Source organism: Micromonospora sp. NPDC093243, from assembly GCF_044753725.1.
GTDB lineage: Bacteria > Actinomycetota > Actinomycetes > Mycobacteriales > Micromonosporaceae > Micromonospora.
Genome location: NZ_JBIVNT010000002.1, coordinates 721,265 through 747,626 on the forward strand (window position 1 = coordinate 721,265; position 26,362 = coordinate 747,626).

General features: G+C 74.1%; 26 protein-coding genes. 10 read left to right on the forward strand and 16 right to left on the reverse strand.

The annotated features are described in order from the left end of the window. Positions 1 to 24: 24 nt before the first annotated feature. Positions 25 to 597, reverse strand: coding sequence for an O-methyltransferase (locus tag ACIP9D_RS08180; RefSeq protein WP_350867627.1), 573 nt, complete (start codon positions 595 to 597; stop codon positions 25 to 27). A 318-nt stretch (positions 598 to 915) separates the two neighbouring features. On the opposite strand from ACIP9D_RS08180, the gene ACIP9D_RS08185 reads away from it, so the two are divergent. After that, positions 916 to 2,235 carry a S1C family serine protease gene (locus ACIP9D_RS08185; protein WP_400449545.1) on the forward strand — a complete coding sequence of 440 codons (1,320 nt, stop codon included), beginning with the start codon at positions 916 to 918 and terminating at the stop codon, positions 2,233 to 2,235. A 76-nt stretch (positions 2,236 to 2,311) separates the two neighbouring features. Further along, the gene (locus ACIP9D_RS08190; RefSeq protein WP_350867625.1) at positions 2,312 to 2,734 is read left to right on the forward strand and encodes a preprotein translocase subunit TatB; all 423 of its coding nucleotides are present in this window, start codon (positions 2,312 to 2,314) and stop codon (positions 2,732 to 2,734) included. A 107-nt stretch (positions 2,735 to 2,841) separates the two neighbouring features. Here ACIP9D_RS08190 and ACIP9D_RS08195 read toward each other — a convergent pair whose 3' ends face one another. The 3 genes from ACIP9D_RS08195 to ACIP9D_RS08205 form a co-directional block, all read right to left on the reverse strand. Continuing rightward, positions 2,842 to 3,990, reverse strand: coding sequence for a P-loop NTPase (locus ACIP9D_RS08195; protein WP_350867623.1), 1,149 nt, complete (start codon positions 3,988 to 3,990; stop codon positions 2,842 to 2,844). A 190-nt stretch (positions 3,991 to 4,180) separates the two neighbouring features. Beyond that, positions 4,181 to 4,810, reverse strand: coding sequence for a DUF1003 domain-containing protein (locus ACIP9D_RS08200; RefSeq protein WP_350867621.1), 630 nt, complete (start codon positions 4,808 to 4,810; stop codon positions 4,181 to 4,183). Beyond that, positions 4,803 to 6,089 carry a magnesium transporter MgtE N-terminal domain-containing protein gene (locus tag ACIP9D_RS08205; protein ID WP_350867620.1) on the reverse strand — a complete coding sequence of 429 codons (1,287 nt, stop codon included), beginning with the start codon at positions 6,087 to 6,089 and terminating at the stop codon, positions 4,803 to 4,805. Before ACIP9D_RS08205 ends, ACIP9D_RS08200 begins: the two co-directional genes overlap by 8 nt. A gap of 33 nt (positions 6,090 to 6,122) precedes the next feature. On the opposite strand from ACIP9D_RS08205, the gene ACIP9D_RS08210 reads away from it, so the two are divergent. Together ACIP9D_RS08210 and ACIP9D_RS08215 are read left to right on the forward strand one after the other, a co-directional pair. After that, positions 6,123 to 6,992, forward strand: a complete 870-nt coding sequence (locus ACIP9D_RS08210; protein ID WP_350867618.1) for a PhzF family phenazine biosynthesis protein — start codon at positions 6,123 to 6,125, stop codon at positions 6,990 to 6,992. A gap of 58 nt (positions 6,993 to 7,050) precedes the next feature. After that, the gene (locus ACIP9D_RS08215) at positions 7,051 to 7,563 is read left to right on the forward strand and encodes a hypothetical protein (protein WP_350867616.1); all 513 of its coding nucleotides are present in this window, start codon (positions 7,051 to 7,053) and stop codon (positions 7,561 to 7,563) included. 15 nt (positions 7,564 to 7,578) lie between these two features. On the opposite strand, the gene ACIP9D_RS08220 is transcribed toward ACIP9D_RS08215, so the two are convergent. Next, positions 7,579 to 8,343 carry an HAD family hydrolase gene (locus ACIP9D_RS08220; protein ID WP_350867614.1) on the reverse strand — a complete coding sequence of 255 codons (765 nt, stop codon included), beginning with the start codon at positions 8,341 to 8,343 and terminating at the stop codon, positions 7,579 to 7,581. A 139-nt stretch (positions 8,344 to 8,482) separates the two neighbouring features. Here ACIP9D_RS08220 and ACIP9D_RS08225 point away from each other — a divergent pair, with 139 nt between their 5' ends. After that, positions 8,483 to 9,403 (forward strand): DMT family transporter, encoded by a 921-nt coding sequence (locus tag ACIP9D_RS08225; protein ID WP_350868789.1) that lies wholly within the window; start codon positions 8,483 to 8,485, stop codon positions 9,401 to 9,403. A 151-nt stretch (positions 9,404 to 9,554) separates the two neighbouring features. Beyond that, on the forward strand, positions 9,555 to 11,747 hold the full coding sequence (locus tag ACIP9D_RS08230; protein WP_350867612.1) for an APC family permease: 2,193 nt from the start codon (positions 9,555 to 9,557) through the stop codon (positions 11,745 to 11,747). 21 nt (positions 11,748 to 11,768) lie between these two features. Here ACIP9D_RS08230 and ACIP9D_RS08235 read toward each other — a convergent pair whose 3' ends face one another. Continuing rightward, positions 11,769 to 12,485: a GNAT family N-acetyltransferase gene (locus tag ACIP9D_RS08235; protein WP_350867610.1), complete on the reverse strand. Its 717-nt coding sequence runs from the start codon at positions 12,483 to 12,485 to the stop codon at positions 11,769 to 11,771. A 48-nt stretch (positions 12,486 to 12,533) separates the two neighbouring features. Then, positions 12,534 to 13,358 (reverse strand): SDR family NAD(P)-dependent oxidoreductase, encoded by an 825-nt coding sequence (locus tag ACIP9D_RS08240; protein ID WP_350867608.1) that lies wholly within the window; start codon positions 13,356 to 13,358, stop codon positions 12,534 to 12,536. Positions 13,359 to 13,497: 139 nt separating this feature from the next. Between ACIP9D_RS08240 and ACIP9D_RS08245 the strand changes: the two genes are divergently transcribed. Then, positions 13,498 to 14,454: a CoA ester lyase gene (locus tag ACIP9D_RS08245; protein ID WP_350867606.1), complete on the forward strand. Its 957-nt coding sequence runs from the start codon at positions 13,498 to 13,500 to the stop codon at positions 14,452 to 14,454. Between the two features lie 25 nt (positions 14,455 to 14,479). Here the strand turns inward: ACIP9D_RS08245 and ACIP9D_RS08250 are convergent, their stop codons facing one another. After that, positions 14,480 to 14,983, reverse strand: coding sequence for a DUF4190 domain-containing protein (locus ACIP9D_RS08250; protein WP_350867605.1), 504 nt, complete (start codon positions 14,981 to 14,983; stop codon positions 14,480 to 14,482). A 116-nt stretch (positions 14,984 to 15,099) separates the two neighbouring features. On the opposite strand from ACIP9D_RS08250, the gene ACIP9D_RS08255 reads away from it, so the two are divergent. Continuing rightward, a complete protein-coding gene (locus tag ACIP9D_RS08255) occupies positions 15,100 to 16,005 on the forward strand; it encodes an SDR family NAD(P)-dependent oxidoreductase (protein ID WP_350867603.1) in 906 nt (301 codons plus the stop codon). Between the two features lie 10 nt (positions 16,006 to 16,015). Here the strand turns inward: ACIP9D_RS08255 and ACIP9D_RS08260 are convergent, their stop codons facing one another. Beyond that, positions 16,016 to 16,582: a DUF4190 domain-containing protein gene (locus ACIP9D_RS08260; protein WP_350867602.1), complete on the reverse strand. Its 567-nt coding sequence runs from the start codon at positions 16,580 to 16,582 to the stop codon at positions 16,016 to 16,018. Positions 16,583 to 16,761: 179 nt separating this feature from the next. On the opposite strand from ACIP9D_RS08260, the gene ACIP9D_RS08265 reads away from it, so the two are divergent. Then, the gene (locus tag ACIP9D_RS08265) at positions 16,762 to 17,958 is read left to right on the forward strand and encodes an acyl-CoA dehydrogenase family protein (RefSeq protein ID WP_350867601.1); all 1,197 of its coding nucleotides are present in this window, start codon (positions 16,762 to 16,764) and stop codon (positions 17,956 to 17,958) included. Between the two features lie 58 nt (positions 17,959 to 18,016). Here the strand turns inward: ACIP9D_RS08265 and ACIP9D_RS08270 are convergent, their stop codons facing one another. Both ACIP9D_RS08270 and ACIP9D_RS08275 read right to left on the reverse strand, forming a co-directional pair. Then, positions 18,017 to 18,424: a CoA-binding protein gene (locus tag ACIP9D_RS08270; RefSeq protein ID WP_350867600.1), complete on the reverse strand. Its 408-nt coding sequence runs from the start codon at positions 18,422 to 18,424 to the stop codon at positions 18,017 to 18,019. 98 nt (positions 18,425 to 18,522) lie between these two features. Beyond that, positions 18,523 to 19,641, reverse strand: a complete 1,119-nt coding sequence (locus tag ACIP9D_RS08275) for an Rv2578c family radical SAM protein (RefSeq protein WP_350867599.1) — start codon at positions 19,639 to 19,641, stop codon at positions 18,523 to 18,525. A 104-nt stretch (positions 19,642 to 19,745) separates the two neighbouring features. Between ACIP9D_RS08275 and ACIP9D_RS08280 the strand changes: the two genes are divergently transcribed. Beyond that, a complete protein-coding gene (locus tag ACIP9D_RS08280) occupies positions 19,746 to 20,126 on the forward strand; it encodes a DUF393 domain-containing protein (RefSeq protein WP_350867597.1) in 381 nt (126 codons plus the stop codon). Positions 20,127 to 20,139: 13 nt separating this feature from the next. Here ACIP9D_RS08280 and ACIP9D_RS08285 read toward each other — a convergent pair whose 3' ends face one another. The 5 genes from ACIP9D_RS08285 to ACIP9D_RS08305 form a co-directional block, all read right to left on the reverse strand. Beyond that, positions 20,140 to 20,835, reverse strand: a complete 696-nt coding sequence (locus tag ACIP9D_RS08285; protein WP_350867596.1) for a cellulose binding domain-containing protein — start codon at positions 20,833 to 20,835, stop codon at positions 20,140 to 20,142. 103 nt (positions 20,836 to 20,938) lie between these two features. Next, positions 20,939 to 21,247: a DUF742 domain-containing protein gene (locus ACIP9D_RS08290; protein ID WP_400449604.1), complete on the reverse strand. Its 309-nt coding sequence runs from the start codon at positions 21,245 to 21,247 to the stop codon at positions 20,939 to 20,941. Positions 21,248 to 21,296: 49 nt separating this feature from the next. Next, on the reverse strand, positions 21,297 to 21,743 hold the full coding sequence (locus ACIP9D_RS08295) for a roadblock/LC7 domain-containing protein (RefSeq protein ID WP_350867592.1): 447 nt from the start codon (positions 21,741 to 21,743) through the stop codon (positions 21,297 to 21,299). Then, a complete protein-coding gene (locus tag ACIP9D_RS08300; RefSeq protein WP_350867590.1) occupies positions 21,740 to 23,794 on the reverse strand; it encodes a nitrate- and nitrite sensing domain-containing protein in 2,055 nt (684 codons plus the stop codon). Before ACIP9D_RS08300 ends, ACIP9D_RS08295 begins: the two co-directional genes overlap by 4 nt. After that, positions 23,791 to 26,358, reverse strand: coding sequence for a LuxR C-terminal-related transcriptional regulator (locus ACIP9D_RS08305; RefSeq protein ID WP_350867588.1), 2,568 nt, complete (start codon positions 26,356 to 26,358; stop codon positions 23,791 to 23,793). Before ACIP9D_RS08305 ends, ACIP9D_RS08300 begins: the two co-directional genes overlap by 4 nt. Positions 26,359 to 26,362: the final 4 nt, after the last annotated feature.

The following is a 26,362-nucleotide window of genomic DNA, read 5'->3' on the forward strand; positions in this document are numbered from 1 at the left end:
GGGCGAAGCCTCGCCGGGGTCAGCTCAGCACTTGACGGCGGCGAGCAGGCCGTGGCCGACCGGTAGCAGCGCCGGGATCCAGTGCTCGGACTCCCGGACGGCCTTGATGGTCTCCCGGACGGTCACCGTCTCCGCGTCGCGGGCGGCCGGGTCACCGATCCGGCCACCGGCGAGCATGCCGTTGAGCGCGAGCACGCCGCCGGGGCGCAGCAGCCGCAGCGCGGCCTCGACGCAGGCGTGGAAGCCGGTCGCCTCGGCGTCGACGAAGACCAGGTCGTACGCGCCGTCCGCGAGCCGGGGCAGCACGTCGAGCGCCCGGCCGGTGATGATCCGGGTCCGGCCCGAGACGAAGCCCGCCTCGGCGAAGATCCGCCGGGCGATCCGCTGGTGTTCCACCTCGACGTCGATCGTGGTGAGTACACCGTCCGCCCGCATGCCGCGGAGCAGCCAGACCCCGCTGACCCCGGTCCCGGTGCCGATCTCCACCACCGCGCGGGCGTTGCCGGCGGCGGCGAGCAGCCGCAGCGCGGCGCCCGCGCCGGGAGTCACGGCGTCCAGGCCCACCTCGCGGGCGAGGCTGCGGGCGGTGCGCAGCACGAGGTCCTCGGCAACGTACGACTCGGCGAACTGCTGGGCCGGGCTCGTCGAACTGCCAGAACCGGCGACCGTGGCGATGGGGCACCTCCGGGCGGCGAATGGTGCAGGGGGCGGGTTGGGCGCTATGAGCCTAGAGGCGGCGGGTCCACGGCGCAGCCGCGCGTCCGGCCCCTGGCGATCACGGGGCGGCAACCGCTGACCCCATCCCGCACATCCGTGCAATCCTGGAAGCGGTGTCCCGCCAGTCGGGGCCGGACGGGTGTTCCCGTCGGGCCACGGAGCGCGCGGGATCCGGGGGACGGACTGGGAGGCACCGACGTGACCGACGGCTGGGACTGGCGCCGGCCCGGTGATGCTCCGGCTCCGGCGGCGGGACCGCCGGGGACGGGTGTCCCACCGGGGTCGGCCGCGCCGCGCAGCGCCGGGGAGGGCACCGCATCGCCCTGGTGGTCCGACGCCCTGGTCGACCCGTGGCGGGACCCGGCCGCGCCGGCCGCGGTGGTCGTACCGGCGGTGACCGACAGCGCGACGGCGCCCGAGGCGGTCAGCGATCCGGATGCGCCGGGTCGGCCGGCGCTTCGCCAACTGCTGCTCATCCCGCTGGTGACCGCGCTGCTCGCCGGCACCCTCGGTGGCGCGCTCGGCTATGCGTTCGCGGTCCGCGGCGGCGCCGCCGGCACGGTGCTCGGCGCCGATCCGGCCCAGGCGCCCGCGCTGGCCCAGCGCAAACCGGAGTCACTGGCCGGGGTCGCCGAACGGGTCCTGCCCAGCGTGGTGACCGTCCGGGTGAGCAGCCTCGCCGGGACGAGTGAGGGTTCCGGCTTCGTGGTGAGCGCCGACGGGCACGTGATCACCAACGACCACGTGGTGGCCGGCGGCACCGGCAAGGCCTCGGTGGTCTTCAACGACGGCAGCACCGCGCCGGCCCAGATCGTCGGCCAGGATCCGGAGTCGGACATCGCGGTGATCAAGGTGGATCGCAGCGGGTTGCGGCCGGTCGAGTTCGGCGACTCCGACGCGCTCGCCGTCGGCGACCCGGTGCTGGCGATCGGCTCGCCGCTGTCGCTGGCCAACACGGTCACCGCCGGCATCGTGAGCGCCCTGGACCGGACGATGCAGGCCGGTGAGCCGGGTGGCCCGGTGCGCTACTACGCGGCCATCCAGACCGACGCGGCGGTCAACCACGGCAACTCCGGCGGCCCACTGGTGGACGGGGCCGGTCGGGTGGTGGGGGTGAACTCCACGATCAAGTCCCTGGTCTCCGACGGGCAGGAGGCGGGCAACATCGGTCTCGCCTTCGCCATCCCGATCAACCAGGCCAAGCGGGTGACCCAGGACATCATCGGCACCGGCAAGGCCCGGCGGACCGTGATCGGCGCCCAGGTCGGCGGCCCGGGGGCGGGCGTCGCCGGCGGCGGCGTAAGGCTCGCGGCGGTCGAGCCGTCCGGGCCCGCCGACGGGGCCGGGCTCCGAGCTGGTGACGTGGTCCTGCGGCTGAACGGCCGGCCGATGACCGAGCCGACCGACCTGATCGCCCTGGTTCGTAAGTTCGCGCCCGGTTCGGTGGTCACCGTCGAGTACCGCCGGGGCTCCGATCGGCAGAACGCCTCGGTCACGCTCGCCGCGGATGCCAAGTGAGGACCCTGTCACCCCCTCCCCGCTTCCTCTCCGACGTGCGTAGTCTTGCTGCTGACCCCGAGAGGAGGCCCGCGGGATGCTCGACAACCTGAACTGGTGGGAGATCGGTGCGCTGCTGCTCCTGGCGCTGCTGATCTTCGGTGACCGGCTGCCCGCGGTCATCACCGACGGGCTGCGGATGGTGCGCAACCTGCGCAACATGGCCCGCAACGCCACCACGGACCTGAGTCGGGAGCTCGGCACCGACATCCAGCTCGAGGATCTGCACCCGAAGGCGTTCATCCGTAAGCACCTGCTCAGCGAAGAGGACGAGCAGGCGATCCGGAAGCCGTTGCAGGGCGTCTACGACAACCTCCGGGCGGACGTCACCGGCGTGCACAACGACCTGAAGGACGTGGCGAACGCCGCCGACGTGCGGTCCACCGGCACCCGGTCGTCCACGGCCACCGGCGGCGCCCCCGCGCCCGCCCCTCGAGCCAGCTACGACGACGCCACCTGAGCTGCGTCCGGCTCTTCTCGATCGACTCCGTATCGCCGAAACGGGGGGTGTCCCGCTAGCGGGACACCCCCCGTTTTCGGGGAAAAGACAGCTGGGCCGGGGTCGGATCAGCGGCCGGCGGGCTTGAGGCCGAGCGGCTTGCCCAGCAGCGACTCGCGCCGGACGGCGAGCCGGTCGGCCACCGAGCCGAGCGCCGCCGCGGCCGGCGACTCCGGCTCGGCCAGCACGATCGGGGTGCCCGCGTCGCCGGCCTCGCGTACCCGGGTGTCCAGCGGGATCTGCCCGAGCAGCGGCACCTGGGCGCCGATGGTCCGGCTCAGCGACTCGGCGACGGACTGACCACCGCCGGCGCCGAAGATCTCCATCCGGGAGCCGTCCGGCAGCTCCAGCCAGGACATGTTCTCGATCACACCGACGATCCGCTGGTGGGTCTGCAACGCGATCGCGCCGGCCCGCTCCGCCACCTCCGCGGCGGCGGCCTGCGGGGTGGTCACCACGAGGATCTCCGAGTTGGGCAGCAGCTGGGCCAGCGAGATGGCCACGTCGCCGGTGCCCGGGGGCAGGTCGAGCAGGAGCACGTCCAGGTCGCCCCAGTAGACGTCCGCGAGGAACTGCTGCAACGCCCGGTGCAGCATCGGGCCGCGCCACACCACGGCGGCGTTGCCGGCGGTGAACATGCCGATCGAGATGACCTTCACGCCGTGCGACTGCGGCGGCATGATCATGTCTTCGACCCGGGTCGGGCGGCCGTCCGCGCCGAGCATCCGGGGCACCGAGTGACCGTAGATGTCGGCGTCCACCACGCCGACGGAGAGCCCGCGGGCGGCCAGCGCCGCGGCCAGGTTGACCGTCACGCTGGACTTGCCGACGCCGCCCTTGCCGCTGGCCACCGCGTACACCCGGGTGCGGGAGCCGGGCTGGGCGAACGGGATGACCGGCTCCGCGGACGCGCCGCCGCCGCGCAGCTGCGCCTGCAACGACTGGCGCTGCTCCGGGCTCATCACGCCGAACTCGATCTGCACGCCGGTCACGCCGGGCACCGCGGCGACCGCGGCGGTGATGTCGGAGCGCAGCTTGTCCTTCAGCGGGCAGCCGGCGACGGTGAGCAGCAGCTCGACCCGTACCACGCCGTCCGGGCCGACCACGGCGGACTGGACCATGCCCAGCTCGGTGATGGGCCGGCGGATCTCCGGGTCGTTGACGGTGGCCAGGGCGGCCTGGATCGCGTCCTCGACGGTGCTGACGGGTGCTGACATGCCCGCAATGCTACGTCGAGGGTGATCCGGCCCCGCGCTCAGCGGGCCCGGTGTGAGCGAGTCGATGGCGATGCCAGCCCCCGACCGGGGGCTGGACGGCCAACCGACGAAGTGGGACGATCGAGACGAACGCCGCTCGCCTGGCCCCTTGAGGCGCGCGGCGTTCAAAACGTTGCGGCGCCCGGCGCGCTCAGCCCTCCGGGGTCCGCGGTGTCGCGGGGTCCGGCCGGCGGTCCCGGGTGAAGTCACCGTCGAGGTCGTCGCGCGGCTCATCCAGCCCCTCGCCGCCGGTCGACCGGGCCTGCTTCTCCTGCTGACGTCGGTCGAGCCGTTGCCGGCGCTGCGCCGCCTCGTCCAACTCCTCGGCCAGCCGGGCCAGTTCGGAGCGGAGGAAGTCCCGGGTGGCGACCTCACCCATCGCGTTCCGCAGCGCGGCGATCTCCCGGGCCAGATACTCGGTGTCCGCCTTCTGCGCGGTCGCCCGCCGCCGGTCCTCCTCCAGCGCCACCCGGTCCCGGTCCGCCTGCCGGTTCTGCGCCAGCAGGATCAGCGGGGCCGCGTAGCTGGCCTGCAACGACAGCACCAGGGTGAGGAACGTGAAGGTGTACGGGTCGAAGCGCAGGTTCGCCGGGGCCAGCGTGTTCCAGCCGAACCAGATGGCGATCACCGCCGTCATGTAGACGATGAAGTTCGCCGTGCCCATGCTGCGGGCGATCCCCTCCGACCAGCGGCCGAACGCCTCCGGGTCGAACCGGGGCAGCTTGACGCCCCTGGGCTCGCGCGGCTGATCCAGCCGCCCCGCCCGCCGCTGCTCAGTCATCCGCGCCGTCCAACGTCGCCTCGGCGGGGCCCTGGGTTCCGATCGCGTCCCGGTCGCGCCAGTCCCTGGGCAGCGAGTGGTCCAGCACGTCGTCCACCGTCACCGCGCCGACCAGCCGGTTGCTGCGGTCGATCACCGGCATGGCGACCAGGTCGTAGGTGGCCATCCGGCGGGTGATCTCCGGCAGCGGGGTGGTCGGCCGCAGCGGGTCGATGTCGTTGACGACCACCCCGCCGAGCATGTCGGCCGGTGGCTCGCGGAGCAGCCGTTGGAAGTGCACCATGCCCAGGTAGCGCCCGGTCGGCGTGGTCAGCGGCGCCCGGGTGACGAAGACCTGCGCGGCCACGGCGGGAGAGAGCTGCGGCTCGCGGATCCGCGCCAGCGCCTCGGCGACGGTGGCGTCCGGCGGCAGGATCACCGGTTCGGAGGTCATCACGCTGCCGGCGGTGCCCGGGGTGTACTTCAGCAGCTGGCGTACCGGGTCGGCCTCGTCCGGGGTCATCAGGTCCAGCAGCACGTCCTGCTCCGGCGGCGGCAGCTCGTTGAGCAGGTCCGCGGCGTCGTCCGGGTCCATCTCCTCCAGCACGTCGGCGGCCCGTTCCCGGTCCAGCGCGGCGAGGATCTCCACCTGGTCGTGCTCGGGCAGCTCGCTGAGCACGTCCGCCAGCCGCTCGTCGTCCAGCGCCGCGGCGACCTCGTTGCGCCGGGCGTCCGGCAGGTCCTGCAACGCGTTGGCCAGGTCGGCAGGGCGCATGTCCTCCAGCACGGCGAGCAGGTTGGCCGTGCCCCGGTCGTCGGCGATGCCACTGAGTCCGCGTACCCGGTCCCAGTCGACCTGGTGCAGGTGTCCCCGCCGGGTGAGTCGGCCGGTCTGCTCGCGCACCGCGACCCGGCTGAGCGACCACTCGCCGCCCCGGCTGCACTCCATCGCCACGTCCACCACCGTGCCGGCCTGGCCGCCCGGGTCGAGCTGCACCCGCCGGTCGAGCAGTTCCTGGAGCACCAGCAGCTCGTTCGGCCGCTTCTCGAAGCGGCGCAGGTTGAGGGTGCCGCTGCCGAGGACCACCGCGTCGGCGTCGATCGAGGTGATCCGGTTGATGGAGAGGAAGATCCGCCGACGCAGCGGCATCTCGGCGACCAGGCCCACGACCTCGGGCGGTCGCTGGGTCGGCCGGAGCCGCGCCACGGCGTCACGGACCCGGCCCACCTGGTCACCGTTGGGGTCGAAGACAGCGACGCCGGCGAGCCGGGCGATGTAGACCCGGGTCGGGGTACTCACGGGCACCAGCCTAAGCGCCTAGTGTTTGTCAGCATGTCGACCTTGGCGTACGAGATCGTGGACGTCTTCACCGACCGCCCCTTCGCCGGCAACCCGCTGGCCGTGGTGTTCGGCGCGGAAGCCCTGGCAACCGAGCAGATGCAGGCGCTCGCGCTGGAGTTCAACCTCTCCGAGACGGTGTTCGTGCTGCCACCCACCCAGGTCGGCGCCACCTACCGGGCGCGGATCTTCACCCCGGCGGCGGAGTTGCCCTTCGCCGGTCACCCGAGCGTCGGCGCCGCGGTGGTCGCGAGCCGCCGCGGCCTGTTCGGTGTGGGGCAGGTCACCCAGGAGTGCGGCGCGGGCGTGCTCCCGCTGGAGGTCACCGCGACCGGGGCGACGCTGACCGGCGGCGGTCCGACGCTCGGGCCCGAGCTGGACCCGGAGCCGCTGCTGGAGATCGTCAGCCTCGGCTCGGCCGACTACGCCGGCCCGTCGCCCCGGGTCGCCGGCTGCGGGCTGGAGTTCCCGTACCTCCCGGTCCGTCCGGACGCGGTGGCCCGGGCCCGGGTCGACGTGGCTGCGGCACAGCGGTACGGGGTGGAGCACGTCAGCGTCTTCTCCTGGGACGCCGCCGGCCAAACCGCGCACGCCCGGGTCTTCGTGCCCGGCCTCGGTGTGCCGGAGGACCCGGCCACCGGCTCGGCGGCGCTGGGACTCGGCGTCTGGCTGGTGGCCAGCGGCCTGCTCCCCGCCAACGGCCGATCCTCGTACGCCGTCCGCCAGGGCATCGAGATCAACCGCCCCTCCTCGCTCGCCTGCACCGTGACCGCGGTGAACGGCGCGGCGGTGGGCGCCACCGTGGGCGGGCAGGTGGTCCCGGTGGCCCGCGGCGAGATCATGGTGCCGCCGTTCCTCGGCTGAGTGGTCGACCCGGCCCGCCAGGCTGACGGGACCGGCCCCGGTGGGGGAGGATGCCGCTGTGACGGACGAGGACGGGCGGAGCAGCACGCCCCTGGTCGACGAGGTGATCAAGAAGGCCGCGGTGGCCTGGGTGAGCGTCTCCGGCGGGCCGGCCGTGGCGCTCTGGTGCGCCACCCTGGAGGGCGCACTCGTCGTGATCAGCGGCCCGGGCGAGCAGGCCGCGCCGGGGCTGGCCGACGCGACGCAGGCGCAGGTCACCATGCGCGGTGACCACGGCGGCCGGATCGTGACCTGGCCGGCCCGGGTCAGCCGGGTGCGACCGGGCGGCGAGGAGTGGGAGACCCTCGCGCCGCTGGTCGCGGCGAAGCGGTTGAACGCGTCCGGGCCGACCGTCGAGCTGGTACGGCGCTGGGCGGACGACGGCTGCGCGCTGAACCGGCTCACCCCGGCCGGCGAGCCGCTCTCCGGCGAGGCCCTGCCCAACGGTTCGCAGGCCGAGCCGCCCCGGGAGACCCCGGCGGTCCGAGCGGCCCGTCGACCGTTCCGGCTGCACCGGGTCCGCCGCCGCTGATCCCCGACCGTCGGCTCAGCCGCCCACCGGGGCCGTGGCCGGGCGGTGGTCCGGCCGGGCCGCCACCTCGGGTGCGGCTTCGTCGGCCGGGTCGACCCCTAGCCTGACCAGGTCGACCACCTCGTGCAGCGCACCGAGCACCGGGCCGCGCCAGTCAAGGTCGGCGTTGAACACCATGTGCTCGGCGAGATCGGGCTCGGCCAGTCGGGCCGCGGTCATCCCGGCCCGCTCCGCCCCGGTCAGCTCCTGGCTGCCGCCGTCACCGACGTAGAGGCAGTCCTGCGGGGCCAACCCCAGCCGCCGGCACGCCGCCAGGTAGAGCGCCGGGTCGGGCTTGCACCGTCCCACCTGCACCGAGAAGACCCGGACGTCGAGCAGCGGGGCGATCGCCAACTGCGGAAGGAAGGCCGGCAGCTCGTGGGTGCAGTCGCTGATCACACCGGTACGCAGGCCGAGTTGGCGCAGTGCGGCCAGCGTCGACACCGCGTCGGGGCGCAGCCGGGTGTCCGCGCGTACCGCCCGGTGCCGGGAGGCCACCGCCGCGCGCACCGCGGCGTCCGACGGGCGTACGCCGGCCTGTGCGCAGACCCAGCGCAGAGTCGCCTCGGCGTTGCCGAGCTGCCCGGTGGCCCGCTGGTAGAAGGTCCGGTCGAGCACCTCGGCGAGCACGTCGTTGGTGCAGCCCAGCAGCTCAGCGGTGCCGTGATGAGCCGCGCCACGCTGGACCGACGTGGTCAGCGTGCCGAAGAAGTCGAAGAGCACCGCCTGGAACCTGGGCATGGGCAAGCGCCTCCGGGCGTAGGGGTGTCGCCGGCGCGGACCGCATGATCGTAACGGAGTGCTGACGTTCCGTGGTGACCGGGGCGTGTGAGGATTGCTCTCCGTGTCCCCATCCCCGCACCGCCCGCCGCTCGACCCGATGACCACCGGGGCCGTCGCCCTCGCCGTGGTCGCGGTCTCCTCGTCCGCGCCGCTTGTCGCGTTCGCGGCCGCACCGGCGCTCGCCATCGCGTTCTGGCGCAACCTACTCTCGGTCGCCGTGCTCGGCCCGTTCTCGGCGACCCGGCGTCGCGCCGAACTCCGGGCGCTGACCGTGGGCGCGGGCCGGCGGGAGGGCTGGTACTGCGTGCTCTCCGGCGTCGCGCTGGCCGCCCACTTCGCCACCTGGATGCCGAGCGCCCAGCTCACCTCGGTCGCGGCCGCCACCGCTCTCGGCGCCACCCAACCGGTCTGGCAGGGGCTGATCGCGCGGGGCCAGGGTCGCCGACTGCCGATGGTGGTCTGGGCGGGGATCGGGGTCGCGGTCGCCGGTGCCGCGCTCGCCACCGGAGCGGACATCGCGGTCTCCGGGCGGGCGTTCGCCGGCGATCTGCTCGCGGTGACCGGCGGGATGTTCGCCGCGATCTACACCGCCTTCGGGGAACGGGCCCGGGCCAGCATCAGCACCACCACCTACACCACCATCTGCTACGGCGTCTGCGCGTTGATCCTGCTGGTCGTCTGCCTGGTCGGCGGGGTGCGCCTGGTCGGTTTCGACGGCCACACCTGGCTGGCCATCGTCGCCCTGGTGGCGGGCGCCCAGCTGCTCGGGCACTCGATGTTCAACTACGCGCTGCACCGGATCTCCGCCACCACGGTGAGCGTGCTGATCCTGCTGGAGGCGCCGGGCGCCGCCCTGATCGGCTGGGTCTGGCTGGGTCAGCTGCCCCGCCCGCTCGCCCTGCCCGGGCTGGCGCTGCTGCTCGCCGGGGTGACCGTGGTGATCGTGGGCGGCGCGCGTGCCGGCCGCCGTACCGATCCGGTCCCCGTCCCCGCCGACGGCGCGCCGCTGCCCGACTGACCCACCCGGTCGGGCCACCTGCCCACGGCGTCCCGCTGCCCCGACTGCCCCCCGGGCGGGGCAACCTTCTCGGCGAAGAGTCGCGATTCCGCCGCCGACGGGGCCGCTTTCGGTGACAGTGCGGAGGGAGCCGGGCGACGAAAGAGCGGGGATGGGGCGGCGGGACAGCGGGGGTGACGAGGAGCGGACGCCGGGGATGGCGGTGACCCCGTCGGCCGAGTTCCCGCCGCTGAGCGAGGACGAGCTGGGCGCGCTGCGCCGGATCGGCGAGCAGTGGCGCGACGTCCGGGCCGCCGCCGATCTGCCGATCGACCCCGCGCTCCGCCGGCACCCCACCGAGCCCGCCGCCGGCCGGTTCGGCCGACTCGCCCCGATCGAGATGTTCCAGGTCGGCGATCCCGGCGAGCTGGTCGCGACCGAGCCGGCCAACGTACCCGGCACCCGCGTCGGCCGGGAGCTGACCCGGATCCGGCGGGCGCTCTTCGGGCCACCGCTGAGCAGCGCCGCGGTGCTCTACGAGCGGATGCGCAAGCTGGTCGCCCTGCCGGTGCTCTCGTCCGACCTGCTCAGCTCGGTGGCGTACGGGCCGGAGGCGATGCTGGCCGTGCTGGTGCTGGCCGGCGCCGGCGCGTTGGGGCTGTCCCTGCCGCTGGCCGCCGTGCTGGCCCTGCTCATGATCGCCGTCGGCCTCTCCTACCGGCAGACCGTGGTCGCCTATCCGCACGGCGCCGGCTCCTACGTGGTGGCCACCGACAACCTCGGTGCCCGGCCGGGGCTCGCCGCCGCGGCCGGCCTGATGGTGGACTACGTGCTCACCGTCGCCGTCTCGGTGGCGGCGGGGGTGCACGCGGTGACGTCGGCGCTGCCCGGGATGAGTCGGTTCACCGTGCCGCTCGGGGTGCTGATCATCACCGTGCTACTCGCCGGGAACCTGCGTGGGGTACGGGCCGCCGGCAACCTCTTCGTCTGGCCCACGTACGCCTTCGTCGTCGCGCTGCTGCTGCTGCTCGTGGTCGGCTACGCCCGGGCGGCCGAACGGGGGTTCGCCCCCGTCGCACCCCCGCCGGTGCCGGCGGCCGAAGGGCTGGGCGTGCTGCTGGTGCTGCGGGCCTTCGCCTCCGGCGCGGTGTCGATGACCGGTATCGAGGCGGTGTCGAACGCGGTGCCCGCGTTCAAGCCGCCGGAGTGGCGCAACGCCCGCACCACCCTCAGCTGGATGATCGCCATCCTGGTGCTCTTCTTCGTCGGGCTGACCGTGCTGATCCACCTCAGCGGGCTGGTACCCACCACGCAGGCGACGCTGCTGTCCCAACTTGCCCGGGTCACCTTTCCGACCGGTCCCTGGTTCGGCCTGGTGCAGGCCGCCACCGCCCTGATCCTGCTGCTGGCCGCCAACACCGCGTTCGCCGGCTTTCCGCGGCTGCTGTTCTTCATGGCCCGGGCCGGCCACGCGCCGCGACGGTTCCTGCACATGGGCGACCGGCTGGCCTTCAGCGACGGGCTGATCGCGCTCGCGGTCGCGGCGGGGCTGGTGTTCGTCGCGTTCCGCGGCCACACCGAGGCGCTGATCCCGCTCTACGCGGTGGGGGTCTTCCTCGCCTTCACCCTCTCCCAGACGGGCATGGTGGTGCACTGGCGTCGACGGCGCGACCAGGGTTGGCGCCGTCGGGCGGTGGTGAACGCCGTCGGGGCGACCCTCTCCGGACTGGTGCTGGTGACCGCCGCGCTGACCAAGTTCACCGAGGGCGCGTGGGTGGTGGTGATCGCCGTGCCGCTGCTCGTGCTGCTGTCGCTGGCCATCCACCGGCACTACCGGACGCTGGACCGATCGCTGGCGCTGGCCCCGTCACCGAACGGCAAGCGGGCGCTGACCCCCGCGCCGCTGCCCGGCGCGATCGAACCGGGCGCGCCGGCCGAGGCACAGGAACTTCCGCAACAGGTCCGACACCTGGTGGTGGTGCCGGTCGCCCGGCTGAACCGGGCCTCGCTGCGGGCCCTGGCGTACGCGGCCTCGCTCGGACAGCCGACCCTGGCCGTGCACATCGCCCCGGAGGACGCCGAGTCCGACCGGTTCCGTGAGCAGTGGCGGGCCTGGGGCGACCACGTGCGGCTGGAGACGATCGTGTCGCCGTACCGGGCGGTGATCGGGCCGCTCGCGCACTACCTGGAGGCGCTGCACGTCTCCCGGCCCGACGTGCTGCTCACCGTGATCGTGCCCGAGGTGGTGCTGCGCAGCCGCTGGCACCGGCCGCTGCACAACCGGGTCGAGCAGCGGCTGCGCCGGGCCCTGCGCCCGCTGCCCGGGGTGGTGGTGACCAACCTGCCGGTGCACCTGAGCGAATGAACCCTGCGCCCGTGGGAGCGGTCAGACGTCCTGGACCGTCAGCACCCGGGTGACCGGGGCGGCGTCGCCGAGCGTGGCCCGCAACGCGAGGCGTTCCGGGTCGGCCATGAAGCTCTGCTGCCCGGCCCGGCCGGCGAACCGGATCACGTGCACCTCGGTCCGCCCGTCGCCGGTGCGTAGCCGCCGCTCCAGCCGTCCGCCGTGCCGGTCCAGCAGCGCGAGCACCGCGTCCTCGTACCGTTGCCCGGCCTCGACGTCGGGCAGCTCGACCAGCGCGACCAACCGCACGGTGTCGGCCGGGTCGGTCACCAGCGACTTCCAGAAGTGATGGTCGACGTGGCCGCCGGGGATGCCGTCCCGGATCCCGGTGTCGGTGTAGCCGTGCCGCCGGTAGAAGGCCGGCGCCTGGAACGAGAACGACGACACCGAGATCTCGGTGCAGCCCCGTCGCCGGGCTTCCTCCTCGGCCGCCCGCAGCAGCCGGCCGCCCCACCCTTCGTGCCGGCGCTCCGCCTGGACCCACACCGTGTTGATCCCGGCCCGCCCGCCCCAGGTCCAGCCGGTCAGGCCGGCGACCAGCTCCCCGTCGGCGTCGGTGACCCGGACCGAGAGCCCGGCCTCGTCGTCCGCGCCGGTGGCGGCGTTGTTGAAGACGGTCAGCTCCCGGTCGATCCGGGCGGCCAGTTCGGCGTCCTCACCGGACACCCGCAGCGTTGGTGTGTCGTTCCCCGTCGTCATGGCCGGAGTATGCCAGTGGATGGAGCGCCGCGGACAGCGTCGAACTCGTCAGGCGTCGACGCCGACGGCCTTGGCGCTGGCCGTCCAGAGCCGGGCGGCGAGCTGCGGGTCGGCCGCCTTGCGCAGCGGCCGGCGCAGTCGGCGGTCGTAGTAGTAACCGCCGTTCACCAGCCGGGCCGGGTCCGAGCTGGCGAGCCAGATCAACGTCTGCGCGCCCTTCTCCGGGCTGCGCAACGGCAGCACCCGCATCCCGAAGGCGACCAACCGGCTGTCGTTGGCGAACCTGGTGCGCACGACGCCCGGGTGGAAGGAGTGCGCGGGGACCTCCGGCCAGCGTCGGGCCGCCTCGGCGGCGAAGAGGATGTTCGCCTGCTTGCTGGTGCCGTACGCGGTCATCGGCCGATAGCGGCGCAGCGTCGCGTTCAGGTCGTCCGGGTCGAGCACCCCGCTGCGGTGCGCGCCGGAGGCGGTGACCAGGGTCCGACCGATCCGATCCTTCAGCAGGTTGCTGAGCAGGAACGGAGCCAGGTGGTTGGCCTGGATGGAGAGCTCGAAGCCGTCGACGGTGGTGATCGGCTGCAACACGATCGCGCCCGCGTTGTTGATCAGCACGTCGATCCGGTCGTACGCGGCCCGCAGTCGCTCCGCCAGCCGGCGCACGTCGTCCAGCACCGCGAAGTCGGCCCGGAACAGCTCCGGCCGTTCACCCGCCGCCTCGCGGACCCTATCCCCGGCGGCCTGCAACCGGGCCGGGTCCCGACCGACCAGTACCACCTGGTCGCCCCGGCACGCCAGGTCCACCGCGGTGGCCAACCCGATGCCCGAGCTGGCCCCGGTCACCACCACCAGCCGACGCCCAGTGAGATCTTCCACAGGTCCATTCACCCCGGTCATGGCGCGAGGTTACCGTGTGGTCACAAACACCTTTGGGATCGTTAAGGCCGTCGGTGTCCCCGCCGGCCCGTCGTCAGGTGCGCCGGCGTGCCCGCCGGACGCTGGAAGGAGCGCATCCATGGCCGCTGTCGGTCGCCCCCGCCGGTCCTGCCTCGCGGTACCCGGTTCCAGCGTCAAGATGCTCGGCAAGGCCCAAGGACTCCCCGCCGACCAGGTCTTCCTCGACCTGGAGGACGCGGTCGCGCCACTGGCCAAGCCGGACGCCCGCAAGAACATCGTGGCCGCCCTCAACGAGGGTGACTGGGCCGGCAAGACCCGGGTGGTCCGGGTCAACGACCTGACCACGCCGTGGACCTACCGGGACGTCATCGACGTGGTCGAGGGGGCCGGCGCCAACCTCGACTGCGTCATGCTGCCCAAGGTGCAGAGCGCCGCCCAGGTGCAGTGGCTCGACCTGACCCTCACCCAGTTGGAGCGGACCCTCGGCCTGGAGGTCGGCCGGATCGGCATCGAGGCGCAGATCGAGAACGCCGCCGGACTGGTCAAGGTGGACGAGATCGCCGCCGCCTCGCCGCGGGTGGAGACCATCATCTTCGGCCCGGCCGACTTCATGGCCTCGATCAACATGAAGTCGCTGGTGGTCGGCGCGCTGATCCCCGACTACCCCGGCGACCCCTACCACTACATCCTGATGCGGATCCTGATGGCCGCCCGGATGCACGACAAGCAGGCCATCGACGGCCCGTTCCTGCAGATCCGGGACATCGACGCGTTCCGCGAGGTGGCGAAGCGGTCGGCCGCGCTCGGCTTCGACGGCAAGTGGGTGCTGCACCCGGGTCAGATCGACGCGGCGAACGAGGTCTACTCGCCGGCCCAGGCCGACTACGACCACGCCGAGCTGATCCTCGACGCGTACGAGCACTACACCTCGGAGGCGGGCGGCCGGCTCGGCGCGGTGATGCTCGGCGACGAGATGATCGACGAGGCGTCCCGGAAGATGGCCCTGGTGATCGCCGCCAAGGGCCGGGCCGCCGGAATGAGCCGGACCTCGTCCTTCACCCCGCCGGCGGAGTGAGCCCCGCCGGCGGGCCAAGGACCGGTCAGTAGCTGGTGTTGTCGCTCTGGGTGATGGCGAAGATGATCGCCACCACGTAGAAGAGAATCACCAGCACCAGCAGGGCGGTGAGGATCCAGCCGACGATGATGGCCGCCTTCGCCATCCCCTCGCCGCCCTCGCCGGTGACCCGGATCTGCTTCTGCGCCATGTGCCCGAGGATCGCGCCGATCGGCGCGGTGATGCACGAGGTCAACCCGATCAGGGAGAGCACCAGGGCCGCGATGGCCAGCCCGTTTGTCTTCTGCGGCGGGGCATAGCCGTAGCCCGGATGACCGGGCGGCGGATAACCCGGCAGGGCGTACGCGGTGGTGGGCGCCGGCTGCTGCCCGGCGCCGTACGGGTCGACCGGGGCGTACGGATCGACCGGGCCCGGCTGGGTGGGCACCGGCTGGCCGCCGATCGGCAAAGTCGGGTCGGCCGGCGGGCCGGACTGCTGGCCCGACCACGCCGGATCGTGCCAGCCGCCGGACGGTGGGGGATAGGTCATGTGCTCTCTCCGTCGCGTGGGGTGCGCCGTCAGGGTAGCCAGCACCACGCAAACCCGATGCCCCCGCTACCGGGTGCCGCATTGCCCGGACCGGCCCGAACGGGCAGGATCCAGGCATGGCAATCGACGCGCGCGCCGCGGACCGTTCCGGCAGCCGACCGAGGCGGGACGCCAGCCGCCCGGGCCTGGGCCGGCGCAACCGCGCGAGCGCACCGGCGGGTCAGCACGGTCAGGACGAGCCTGCCGCTCTCCCCGAGCCGGTGACCATGCGGCTCGACGGCCGGGTCGCGCTCGTCACCGGGGCGGGCAGCGCGGACGGGATCGGCTACGCGACCGCGCGGCGGCTCGCCGACCTGGGTGCCCGGGTGGCGATCGTCTCGACGACCCGGCGGATCCACGAGCGGGCCAGCGAGCTGGGGGTCACCGGTTTCGTCGCCGACCTGACCGACGAGTCCGAGGTGGGCGCGCTGGCCGACGCGGTCGCCGACCAGCTCGGCGACGTCGAGGTGCTGGTCAACAACGCCGGCCTGGCCAGCCGGGCCAGCCCGGAGGTGCTCCGCCCGGTCGCGCAGCTCAGCTACGACGAGTGGCGTGGCGAGATCGACCGCAACCTGACCACGGCGTTCCTGTGCAGCCGGGCGTTCATCAGCGGGATGGCCGAGCGCGGCTGGGGGCGGATCGTCAACCTGTCCGCCACCGCCGGCCCGGTCAACGCGCTGCCCACCGAGGCCGCCTACGCGGCGGCGAAGGCCGGCGTGATCGGCCTGACCAGGGCGTTGGCCATGGAGATGATCGCCGACGGGGTGACCGTGAACGCGGTCGCGCCGGGCACCATCTACACCGCGGCGTCCACCATGGCCGAGATCAAGCAGGGCCTCGGCACACCGGTCGGCCGGCCGGGCACGCCCGACGAGGTGGCCGCGGCGATCGCCTTCCTCTGTTCGCCGGCCGCGTCCTACATCACCGGGCAGATGCTGGTGGTCGACGGGGGCAACAGCGTCCGCGAGGCCCAGTTCCGCTGACGCGGAGCGGTCAGTAGCCCCCGCTGTCGCCGCTGTAGCCGGTGAAGGCCAGCAGGGCGATCCAGCCGCAGCAGGCCAGCAGTCCCAGCCCGGTGAAGACGTAGCCCAGGATCAGCCCCCAGGTGGCGAGCTGGTCGCCCTCCTCGCCGCTGGTGCGCAACTGCCGTTTGGCCAGGTGACCGAGGACGGCGCCGGCGGGCGGGAAGACGAACGCGAAGACCAGCGACAGGATGGCGAGCACGTTGGTGCCGCGCCCGGGTCCGCCCGGCGCGGGACCGTACTGGCCGTAGGGCACCTGCGGGGCGTACGACGGCTGCTGCCCCCACTGCGGGCCGGGCGGGTAGCCGCTGGGCTGGCCGAACGGCGGCTGGTCCGGGGCGGGCGACTGGTCGGCGGGCGGGCCGTACGGCGAGCCCTCCGGCGGCGGCCCGTACGGCGAGCCCTCCGGCGGCCGCCCGAACGGCGACCCGTCGGACGGCGGCGCGTAGGGCGAGCGCTCCGGCGGCGGCTCGTACGGCGACGGAGGCTGTTCGGGGCGGGACGGGTCGGACGGCTCGGACGGCGGCGGATTGGTCACGGTCTCCTCCTCCTGCCGGCGCCGCCGGTCGGGGCCCTCTTGCCGGACGCTACCCGCAGCGGTGAACCTTTTCACAGCGGTTGTGGGGACTGGTCACCTTGGCCTCGCCGCCGCGGCGACCGATACTGACCCAGCGTTCAGTTACCCAGGAGTAATACGCCGATCCCCCGGAGGCTGAGATGGCTCGACTCGCCCAGACACCCGGCCTGACCGATGTGCAGCGGTCGATCCTGGAGACCGTCCGGGAGTTCGCCGACAAAGAGATCATCCCGCACGCCCAGCGGCTGGAGCACGCCGACGAGTACCCGACCGACATCCTCGACGGGATGCGCGAGATGGGCCTCTTCGGCCTCACCATCGACGAGGAGTACGGCGGGCTGGGCGAGTCCCTGCTGACCTACGCACTGGTGGTCGAGCAGCTCTCCCGGGGCTGGATGTCGATCTCCGGCATCGTCAACACCCACTTCATCGTGGCGTACCTGATCTCCCAGCACGGCTCGGCCGAGCAGAAGAGCCGGCTGCTGCCGAAGATGGCCACCGGCGAGGTGCGCGGCGCGTTCTCCATGTCCGAGCCCGAGTGCGGCTCCGACGTCTCGGCGATCAAGTCGAAGGCGGTCCGCGACGGCGACAGCTACGTGCTCAACGGCCAGAAGATGTGGCTGACCAACGGCGCGTACTCCTCGGTGGTCGCCACCCTGGTCAAGACCGAGACCGGTGCCGACTCGGTCTACGGCAACATGAGCACCTTCCTGCTCGAGAAGGAGCCCGGCTTCGGCGAGACCGCCCCCGGCCTCACCATTCCCGGCAAGATCGACAAGATGGGCTACAAGGGCGTCGAGACCACCGAGATGGTGCTCGACGGGGTGACCGTCCCCGACTCCGCCGTCCTCGGCGGCGCGGAGCAGGTCGGCCGCGGCTTCTACCAGATGATGGACGGCATCGAGGTCGGCCGGGTCAACGTCGCCGCCCGGGCCTGCGGCATCTCGCTGCGCGCCTTCGAACTCGCCGTCGCGTACGCCCAGCAGCGCCGCACCTTCGGCCAGCCCCTCGCCAAGCACCAGGCCATCGCGTTCAAGCTCGCCGAGATGGGTACGAAGATCGAGGCGGCGCACGCCCTGATGGTCAACGCCGCCCGGCTCAAGGACGCCGGCCAGCGCAACGACGTCGAGGCCGGAATGGCCAAGCTGCTCGCCTCCGAGTACTGCGCCGAGGTGGTGCAGGAGGCGTTCCGCATCCACGGCGGCTACGGCTACTCCAAGGAGTACGAGATCGAGCGGCTGATGCGGGAGGCGCCGTTTCTGCTGATCGGCGAGGGCACCTCGGAGATCCAGAAGACCATCATCTCCCGCGGCCTGCTCAAGGAGTACAAGCTCTGACCGCCGTCTGAGCGACCGCCGGGCGTGGGCGTACCGGGCCCGGCGGTCTCACCGGCGCTCAGCCCAGGCGGGTCAGGCCGGCCGCGGCGCGTTCCACGATCAGGCAGCGGTCCTCGACGTAGTCGATGCCCGCCTCCTCGGCGATCCGCCGCGCCTCGGGCGAGACGATGCCGAGCTGCAACCACACCGCCGGGGCGCCGATCGCCACCGCCTGGCGGACCACCTCGACCGCGTCCGCGGCCGGGCGGAAGACGTCCACCAGGTCGACCGGGTGCGGGATGTCGGCCAGCGAGCGATAGACCGGCTCACCGAAGAGCTCGTCGGCGGTCGGGTTGACCGGGATGATCCGCCAGCCGTACCGCTGCATCTGCGACGGCACGCTGTGCGCGGCCTTGAGCGGATCGCGGGACGCGCCCACGACGGCGATCACGGCGGAGTCGGCGAGGATCTGCTGAGCGGTACGCACCTGGCGACTGTAACTCCGCCGCGGCGCTCCCCACCGCGCGGGCGGGCGACGGCGACGCTGTCGGGGCTGGGCGGCGTGGGTGCGCCGACCCGGTTCGGTCAGAGCAGGGACAGCTGCTCGGCGGCCGGGGACGGCGACGACTTCGTGACGCGGCGGTGCCCACCGCGCTCACCGGGCCCACCGCGCTCACCGGGCCCACCACTCTGGCCGGACTCATCGGGCTCCGCCTGCTCGGCGGGCTCGCTGCGGTAAAGGCCGTGCCGGCGGGCCGCGATCCGCACCCGTGCGGTCAGCTCGCGCTGGTAGGCCTGCGGGGCGTAGGCGCCGGCGCGGTAGAGCTCGCGATAGCGCGGGACCAGGTGCGGGAACTCCCGGGCCAGCCAGTGCGCGTACCACTCGCGGGCGCCGGGGCGCAGGTGCAGGGCGATCGGGGCGACGCTTGTCGCGCCGGCCGCCGCGATCGCCGCCACGGTGGCGTCGATCGACTCGTCGCTGTCGCTCAGCCCGGGCAGGATCGGCGCCATCAGCACGCCGACGGGGAGCCCCGCGTCGCTCAGCGCCCGGACGGCGTCCAGCCGCCGGCGCGGGCTCGGGGTGCCCGGCTCGACGGCGCGCCAGAGCCGCTCGTCGACGAAGCCCACCGAGTAGGAGACGCCGACCCGGGTGACCTCGGCGGCCTGGCGCAGCAGCGGCAGGTCGCGCAGGATCAGCGTGCCCTTGGTGAGGATCGAGAACGGGTTGGCGAAGTCGCGCAGCGCCGCGATGATCTGCGGCATGAGCTGGTAGCGCCCCTCGGCCCGCTGGTAGCAGTCGACGTTGGTGCCCATCGCGACGTGCGCGCCCCGCCAGCGTGGCGCGGCCAACTCGCGGCGGACCAGCTCGCCCGCGTTGACCTTGACGATCACCTTGCTGTCGAAGTCCGCCCCGGCATCGAGGTCGAGATAGGTGTGAGTATTCCTCGCAAAGCAATACACACACGCATGGCTGCAGCCACGGTAGGGGTTGATCGTCCACTCGAACGGGACGCGGGAGGTGCCCGGCACCCGGTTGATGATCGACTTGGCCCGCACCTCGTAGAAGGTCATCCCGGCGAAGGCGGGGGTGTCGAAGGTGCGGACGGTTGCGCCGGGCAGCGCCAGCGGCAGGGGTGGCGTCGCTGGCGCTGCCCGCTCGGGAACTCCCTCGACCGGGGGAGCGGTGAGGTTGTCCCAGCGCATGGCCACTATTCGAACACACGTACGAGCGTGCCGCAAGCGGGCGCGCCGGGTGTTCCTCCCCACCTCGTCGATTCCGCGCCGACCCTCGGGTGGAGGATGGAGGCATGGAGAGGTCGACGTTCGTCTACGACGGGGACTGCGCGTTCTGCACCCGCTGCGCCGAGTTCATCGAGCGGCGCATCCCCACCTCCGCCCGGGTGGTGCCGTGGCAGTTCGCCGACCTGGCCGCCCTGGGGCTGACCGAGGTCGAGTGCGAGCAGGCTGTGCAGTGGCTGGGCGTCGACGGCGTACGCGCCGCCGGGCCGGACGCCATCGCCCGGCTGCTGGGCGACAGCGGGCCGTTCTGGCGGGTGGCCGGGGCCGGCCTGCGGCTCCCGCCGGTACGCGCCGCTGCCTGGCCCGCGTACCGCTGGGTGGCCCGCAACCGGCACCGGTTGCCCGGCGGCACCGCGGCCTGTGCGGTGCCGGCCGCGCGGCGGGACTGACCCCCGCCGCGGCTCAGTCCGGCAGGCCGGCGCAGGCCGCGCCGTCGATGGTGCACGCGGTGGGTGCGGCGCTGATCGGAGCGCCGGCCACCCGGAACGTCACCCGGGTCGAGCCGCGTCCCGGCACCTGGCCTGCGGCGCCGTCCGGCACGAAGATCCACTTCGCGCCGTCGCGGCTGGCTCGGGCGCCGCTCACCGCGGTGACGTCGAGCGACTCGCGGGGCAGCGTGACCACCAGCGTCCACTTCGGTGCCGGGGCCGGGCCCGGGTTCTGGATGGTCACCGTGGCGCCGTAGCTGAGCAGCGCGCTCTCCCCGATGGCGAAGTCGGCCCGTAGCGGTACGGCCGCCGGGGCGGACGTGGTCGCCGCGCCGGTGGTGGTGGGCGGCGCAGCGGAGGTCGGGGTCGCGATGGCAGACGGCCGGGTGGGCGACGGGCGGGCGGACGCCGGCGGCAGAGCCTCCGCGCCGGGCGTGCCAGGCTCGGGGACGTTCGGCACGTAGGGATTCGGAGGCGGGTCGAGGGCCACCGGGGCCAGCCGTTCCGGGGTCCGCAGCACCAGGACTACGGGGACCGCCGTGGCCACCAGCACCGCCAGCGAGGCGAGGATGGCGATCTGGGCGAACCGGGACCCCTCACCCCGCCCGGTGACCGCGTACCGGATGGCGTTCGCGACGTCCATGATCCGGTCGAGCAGGATGATCGCCACGGTCCGTCGTGGTTGCGGCGGTGATGCCGGCACTACCTCGTTCCCCTTTCAGATTTCCACCGGTGGCCGCCGTGCGGCACCGGCGTCGCGGTCGGCCAGCTGCTCACAGCGCGCGTAGCCCGGCGAGCAACTCCCTCAGCAGGTCCTCGGACGGCAGTTCGGAGAGGGTCGGCGGCTCGTGCGTCTCGATCAGACCGGCGGCGAGCAGGTCGCCGAGGAGCACCCGGACGGTACCCACCGGAAGGTCCAGATCCGCGCCGATCTCGGCCACCGAGAGCGGTCGCCGGCACATCTCGACGATCGCCGCCTGTTCCGGAAAGAGCTGCGCGGTCGGCGGCGCCGGGCCCCGGGAGACGACCAGCGTGATCAGGTCGAACCGACCCTTGTCGGGCGCGCTACGCCCGCCCGTCATGGTGTACGGGCGGACCACCGGCCCGGCGTCGTCGTCGTACCACGCCTCCTCACCGGCCCCGGTCGGCTGCACCGATCTCCCCGCCCGTCACTGTCGAGGCCGGTTCGAGGTACACCGGCAGGTGCCGCTCGGCCTGGCCCACGAAGAGCGCCACCTCGTACGCCATGTCACCGACTTCGGCGTCCCCACCGATCCGGACGGTCAGGATCGCGCCGTTGCGGGTGGTGGCGACGAAGAGAAACGCCCGTGCCATCTGTACCACGACCTGGCGCAGCGCGCCGCCGACGCAGACCCGGGTGGCCGCCGTGCCGAGCGCCTCCATGCCGGCGACCAGGCTGGAGAGCTGGTTCGCCAGCCGGTCGTCGACCTCGCGGCTGGCCCCGAGCAGCAGCCCGTCCGGCGAGAGCACCACCGCGAACTCGGCCCCGTGCACCCGATCGACCAGATCGTTCAGGGCGTCGGTCAGGCTGTCGGCGGTGACCACTGATTGCGTCATGAGCGTCCTCTCGCTGCTCTGGAGACCGGTATCTCGACCGTGTCGGAGCCGGCCGCTCCCGGCCCGGGCCGCACCGGCCCGGGATGTCGGCTCCGCACCGGCAGGTCGCCGGCTCCGGATCCGGCTGGTGACCGCGTCGGCGGTACGGGCTGGGGGCCGGTCGGCCCGGTCGCCGCCCCGTCGGGCCCGGCAGGCGTGACGAGGGTGGCCGGGAGCAGGACGACCGCTGCCGTTCCGCCGCGGGGACCGGGGTGCAGCGAGACCCTGGCACCGCAGCGGGCGGCGAGCAGGGCAGCAGCGTACAGCCCGTTGCGGCCGGCCGGTGGCCCCGTCGGCGGCGGTTCGGCCAGCAGGTGGTTCGCTGCGGCGAGGGCGGCCGGGTCGAGGCCGGGCCCGTCGTCGGTGACCACCAGGGCGCGGCCTTCCGGGCGGTCCTCGCCGGCCAGCCGCACCGTGGTGCTGGCCGGCGAGAACGCCAGCGCGTTCTCGACCAGCTCGGCGAGCAGGTGGGTGACGTCGGTGACCGCGGGGCCGGCGAGCGACCCCGGCCAGTGCGGGGCGACCAGCACCCGCTGGTAGTCGGCGACCTCGGCGACCGCGCCTCGCGCCACGTCCAGCAGCGGCACCGGCCGGCGCCAGCGCCGGGCCGGCCGCGCGCCGGCGAGGCTGACCAGTTTCTCGACGTTGCGCCGGAGCCGGGTGGCGAGGTGGTCGAGCCGGAACAGGTCGGCGGTCTCTTCCGCGCTGTGCTCGCGCCGCTCCATCGCGTCGAGCAGGGTGAGCTGCTCGCGCAGGAGCGCCTGGTTGCGCTGGGTGAGGCGCAGGAACAGCTCCCGGGTGGCCGCCGCCGAGGTGCGCTCGTCCCGTCCGGGTCCGACCTCCGTCGTGGCCTGCGGCGCTGCCACCACCGCGGCCGGCGACACCGGGCGGGCGCCGCGCTCCGGTCCGGTGTCTTCCCACTGGTGCGGATGGATTGCGGGGTCCGGACCGGCGGTCGGCGGGGTCGCGGCGGGGCGGCCGGGCTCGCCGGTCAGCCGGCGGACGGTGCGGGCGCCGGCGACGAGCGCGGCGAGCACCGCGATGAGTCCGAGCCCCAGCACCGCGCCGGTGCGGGCGACCACCAGGGCGGCGCCGGGCGTGGCCCGTTCGACGCTGCCCAGGGCCGCGGACCGGACCAGGTCGTGCAGTCCGGCCAGGGCGGGGTCGGCGGCGGCCTGCCACTCCTCCGCGGTCAGCGGGGGAGGGCCGTCGTCGGCCCGCAGCAGCCGGTCCTCCTGAGAGAGCAGTACCGCGAACCGGGGGCCCTCCAGCAGGGCCCGGTAGCCGTTCCGGTCCGCCGTCGGCAGTCCGGTCACCGCTTCGGCGCCGGCGTACCGCTGGTTGCTGACCAGTTCGGTGAGCCGCCGCCGATCGTCGGCGCTGATCCGGCCGCTGGTCAGGACGGCGGTGAGCAGGGTGTCCTCGCGGGCGAGCAGTTCCCGGGAGCGGGCGAGCGCGACGACCGCGCGGGTCTCCGCGGCCAGCGCGGTCTCCCGCGCGCCCCACTCGGGGCCGTAGATCGCGAAAGCGCTGTCGATCAGCCGGTCGTAACCGGCGATCGACTCGGCCCGGCCGGCGTCCACCTCGCCCCGCAGACCGGCCAGCCCGTCGAGTTGGCGGAGCAGTTCGTCGGCCCGGTCGCGTACCGCACCGGCGGTGAGCAGCCGGAGGTCGCCGCCGGCGGCGGTGTCGCGCAGCGCGGCCACGGCCCGGTCGGTGTCCTCGCGTACGCGACCCAGCGCGGTGCGCGCCCGGGGGGCGCCGGCGACGGTTCCGGCGGTGAGCCGCCGCTCGGTCTGCAGGCCCAGGATCAGCCGGTCGGTGGGCTGGCCGAGCGTCTCCGCCAGGGCGCGGATCCGAAGCAGGTCGGCCGCGTCCCGCCCGGTCAGGTACGCGGCGTACGACCAGAGCGCGATCAGCACCACCGCCACGGCGAGGAACTGCCGCCGGATCCCGTTCGGGTTCATCGTGGTCCCACCTCCGCTCACCTGGCCGCTCCCGTCCGCGCTCATCGGGCCGACCGTTCGGGCCAGGGCTGCCCGGCGGCGACGCCGGACCGGTCGGCCACGATGGTGCGCAGCAGGGCCAGCAGTTCGGCCCGGTTGGCGCAGTTGAGTCGGGAGCGCATCCGCGCCACGTGGTGCTCGACGGTCTTCGCCGAGATGAAGAGCCGGTCGCCGATCTCCCGGTAGGTCAGTCCGGCCAGCACCAGCTCGGCCACCTCCCGTTCCCGGTCGCTGAGCCGCTGCCCGGCCGGGGTGGTGAGGGCGTCCGCGACCTGTCCTTCGGTGCCGGTGGGTCGCTGCTCGCCTTTGACGCCGGCCGATCGGCCCTGCAGCGTCCGGGCGCAGTCCAGCAGGGCGGTCATCGCCCGCCGGTCGGAGGTCCGGATCGCGGCCTGCCCGGCGAGGCGGGCGCCGTCCCAGCAGAGCCCCGCTTCGTGCAGTCCGCGGGCGGCAGCCTCCACCCGGGCCGCGTCGACCACGCCGCGTAGCACGTCGACCCAGCTGGTGGCGGCCGCCGCGACCACGGTCGCGTAGCGGCTGTGCGGTGCCGCGGCGGTCAGCGCGGCCACGTGGTCGTCGGCGACGGCGGGCTCCTCGGTGAGAATGGCGGCGTGCAGGCCGCTCCAGTGCAGTGGCGCGCTCCACAGCGGCGGGTCGCCGAGTCGGGCCAGCAGTGATCGGGCCTCGCGCAGGTACGGCGCCAGCCGGTCCAGGTCGCCGAGTCGCGCGCCGGCGATGGCCAGTTCACCGAGCGGCAGCAGGGTGAAGAGGTCCACCGGGTGCCGCACCACCGCCTCCAGCGCGTGACCCCAGCCGCGCTGTAGCGCGCCGAGGTCACTGTTGCGTCGGGCGACGGCCAGCTCCAGCGCGGTGGCGAAGAGCAGGTCGCGCGATTCGAGCGGTCGGCCGCCGGCGGTGACCGTGCCGAGGCGTTCGGCCGCGACGGCCGTCTGACCCCGGACCATCAGGATCCAGGCTTGCAGCAGCCGGTGCCGGCGGGCCATCAGCGGGCCGCCGATGCCGCTGGCCAGCGCTCGGTCGAGCACCCGGTCGGCGATGTCGAGCTCGCCGCAGTGCACCGCGGTCAGCGCGGCGAGCGCGGCCGGGCTGTCCGGCAGCAGCACCGCCCGGCCGTCCGGCTCCAGCAGGGCTGTCGCCTGCACCAGGGTGGAGAGCGCGGCGGTGGGTACGCCGTCGACGCTGTCCCGCACCCCGGCGGCCATCAGCCGGGCGGCGCTGGCGTGCAGGGTGGGCGGACCGTCCCGGTCGTCGCCGGGAGTGGCCGTCGATCCGGCCGGATCGCCGCTGGCCAGCGCGCCGACGGTGGCGAACGCGGCGGCCGGGGCGGCGCCCGACCACCGGTACAGCTCCACGCTCCGGCTGACCTGGCCGCGGTGCGCGAGCGCTGTCGCGGCGACCACCGCGGCTTCGGCCCGGTCGGTCGGCGCGGCCGAGGCGAGTAGCCGGTCGGCGAGCCGCAGTGCGGCGTCGAGGTCTCCGGCGAGCGCGGCGGCGACGGCCTGCCGCGCGCCGATCGGGCGTCCGGCGGCCGCGGCGGCGGCGAAGAGTTCCGCCGCGAGGGCCGGTTCGGTGGTGAGCGCCTCCTCGGCGGCGGCTTCCAGCGTTCCGCCCGGGCAGTCGCCGGCCACCCCGGCCGCGAGCAGGGCGCGGACCAGCGGCAGCACCGGGCCGCCCCGGGCCAGCTGCACCTCGCTGAGCCGGCGCCAGACCGCGGTGCGTTCGGTGGCCGGGCTGAGGGCGGTCACCGCCCGCCGGACCAGCGGCGCGAGCCGGCCGTCCGCACCGAGCAGGCCCGCCGCCCGGGTCGCCGCGACGATGCCGTCCACCTCGGCCGGCTCGCGGCCGAGCAGCGTGCCGAGCAGCTCCACCGGCAGCGGTACGCCGGCGGCGACGGCCAGCAGCAGCCGCCGGACGTCGGGAGCGAGGTCGTCCAGGTCCGGCCCGAACTCGAGGACGGCCTGCCGTGGTGGTTCGGTCGGTACGCCGGGACCGAGTTCCCGCCCGCGCAGCCCGCGGACCAGGCGCTCGACGTCGCGGGGCACGCCGGCGGTCTGGCCGTGCACGAAGTCGACGAGTTCGGCGCGCCGGCCGAGTTCGGGCGCGGCGGCGAGGTAGGCGGCGGTCTGGTCGCGGGCGAACGGGGTGAGCAGGACGACCTGCCCGTCCCGCCGCAGCGTGTCGGCCAGCTCGACCAGCGCGCCCGGCCGCGGCCACGGCCGGTAGCCGACAGCCAGCCGGTGCCGCCGCCCGGCCGCGAGGCGGCGCAGGGCGCGGAGCCGACCGTCGTCGAGCAGATGGGCGTCGTCGACCAGCAGCACGGTGTCGGGGTCGATCTCCTCGGGCAGCTCCGGGACGTCCTCGCGGACGGTGACCCCGGCCCGGCGGTAGACCCGGGCCAGTTCCTGGAGGTACGCGCTGCGGCCGTGCCCTCCCGGGCCGGTCACGGCCAGCGCCAGCGGCGCCGCCGGATCCGTGGCCACCGCGTCGAGCAGGGCCTTCGGTGCGCGGTCCAGCACCAGTCCGCCTCCGGCGGCAGTGCTCATGATCATGGTG